Origin of the sequence: Rhizobium sp. 268 (genome assembly GCF_036571585.1) — a bacterium.
In the GTDB taxonomy this organism is placed as follows: Bacteria; Pseudomonadota; Alphaproteobacteria; order Rhizobiales; family Rhizobiaceae; genus Rhizobium; species Rhizobium redzepovicii.
In genome coordinates this window covers 1-1,716 of record NZ_JAPPSO010000064.1, presented here as the reverse complement: position 1 = coordinate 1,716, position 1,716 = coordinate 1, and the positions used below count along the sequence as shown (strand labels likewise).

The 1,716-nt window shown below is 54.0% G+C and carries 1 protein-coding gene and 4 pseudogenes; 1 reads left to right on the top strand and 4 read right to left on the bottom strand.

The features are described 5' to 3' along the window. Together OS035_RS33430 and OS035_RS33425 are read right to left on the bottom strand one after the other, a co-directional pair. Positions 1 to 94, bottom strand: a pseudogene (locus tag OS035_RS33430) (IS6 family transposase); the annotation flags it as partial. Between the two features lie 79 nt (positions 95 to 173). Next, positions 174 to 422, bottom strand: a pseudogene (locus OS035_RS33425) (IS6 family transposase); the annotation flags it as partial. Between the two features lie 52 nt (positions 423 to 474). Here OS035_RS33425 and OS035_RS33720 point away from each other — a divergent pair. Further along, a pseudogene (locus OS035_RS33720) lies at positions 475 to 666 on the top strand (IS6 family transposase); the annotation flags it as partial. 65 nt (positions 667 to 731) lie between these two features. Here the strand turns inward: OS035_RS33720 and OS035_RS33415 are convergent. Both OS035_RS33415 and OS035_RS33410 read right to left on the bottom strand, forming a co-directional pair. Beyond that, a pseudogene (locus OS035_RS33415) lies at positions 732 to 902 on the bottom strand (transposase); the annotation flags it as partial. Between the two features lie 78 nt (positions 903 to 980). Beyond that, a complete protein-coding gene (locus OS035_RS33410) occupies positions 981 to 1,181 on the bottom strand; it encodes a hypothetical protein (RefSeq protein WP_128409343.1) in 201 nt (66 codons plus the stop codon). Between the last annotated feature and the right edge of the window lie 535 nt (positions 1,182 to 1,716).

Genomic DNA, 1,716 nt, shown 5'->3' with positions numbered 1-1,716 from the left:
GACTAAGGTTGAACCGCAAATAAAGCCAGACCGCGTGAGAAACGATCCGTGGCGGAAAACGGTGACGTTTGAAGCTGATGTCTCGTGTCTGCATCGCCGAAATCTACGCCCAACCCGTCAGGCAGGCAACCGCAGCTCAGTTAACGTGACAATACCCTGTGGATGCCTCGCGGCACACCTTCATCGAAGTGCCAGACATCGCCATTCGTCGGCGCCTTGCGGCGTATGCGTCGCGCATAATCAAGGCCATGCTTTCGGTACCATCGGCGGATGGTCTCGTAGGAAACGACGATCCCGAAATCGAGCAGCATTTCCTCGACATCGCGCAGGCTCAGATTAAAGCGAAAGTAGAGCCAGACAGCACGGGCTACGATTTCGATCGGATAGCGGTGGTTCCTGTAGGTCGGTGCACTCACGGTCATGGGTGCGCTGCTACCTCAATTTCCTTACCGCTCAATCAATGTGACAGTACCCTCTCATCAACCCGTCCGACGGCGGGAGAGGATCATGAAGCGCTTCAAGTCAGCGCGACATCTTCAGCGTTTCGTTTCCGTACACGACCCGATCGCCAACCTCTTTAACGTTCCCTGCCACGATATTCCATCCACCCACCATCGAGAACTGCGAGCAACTGCCATGCAAGCATGGCGCCAAATCGCGCGCCTTCACACCGAACGAACCAAAGCCTCACTCCCAGATCTTGTCTTCGCAGCGTTAAGTTTAGAGTGCCCGCCGAGCCGTTCGGGCAGGTCACGCCAGCGACCGCCGGAACGGGCGGTCCACAATAGCGCGTCCAGGAACAGCCGGTTGTTCGTGCGCGGGCCGCGTTTGCCCTTCGTGCCGCTCGGCACACAATTCTTGATCCGTTCCCACTGGTCATCCCGAAGCGCATCACAATCCACGGCCGATCTCCAAAAGTCAGCCTTGAATCTGATTTGCGCCTCCGGCGGAATCCCAAATCGTTAAATCGTCACCACGACCTAATTCGGTCGAATCCTTTTGGTCGCAATCAGCATGACGAGATCTTCGGAGGCATCTGCGAGCGCCAGTGCCAACTCCGCCGCCGACCATCCACGTTTCTGCAAACTGACGAGCATTTCCACCATCGCGATTTCGACTTCTTGTCTGCAGCTCGAAATCGGCTTCAATTCGATATGTTTCTCATCACATGCCGTGGTCATCTTAGCCTCCGCTCTGCCATATGAAAGGCAGCGTCATCAATTTCGACAATGGGTGGATATGGTAGGGGTTGCATGCAAGCCTCGAGCCATTACGCATCGACACAGATGGCCTCGGCTGCGCGCAACCCCTCTCGCGCCATTATTTGCCGATGTCCGGCATCAGGAGCGTCTCGCATGAATCTGCACAATAGGCGGTAGAATTCTTCCCGGCGCCTGAGCGGGTGCACGCAGAATGCTTCCTATTACAAGCCAATGCTTGAGCAAAGCGCGCAAGAATAATTCTCTGATAGATCACGACCTATCCTCCTGTGTTTGCATGTTTTGTTTTGAACAAATATCGTTTTACGTTTCCGGCGCCTCGAAACTACATTGCACCGGCAGCTGCGTATTTTTGCGTTTCCGAACTTCCTTCGGAATTAACCACTACTCATTTAGATATATGAACAGGACGCAATTGTCGTTATCGCTGCATCCTGAAAATTATCGGTCCGTCCATTTCTGCTCGCCAGGGAATATGATAAGTAGCTTATGCACG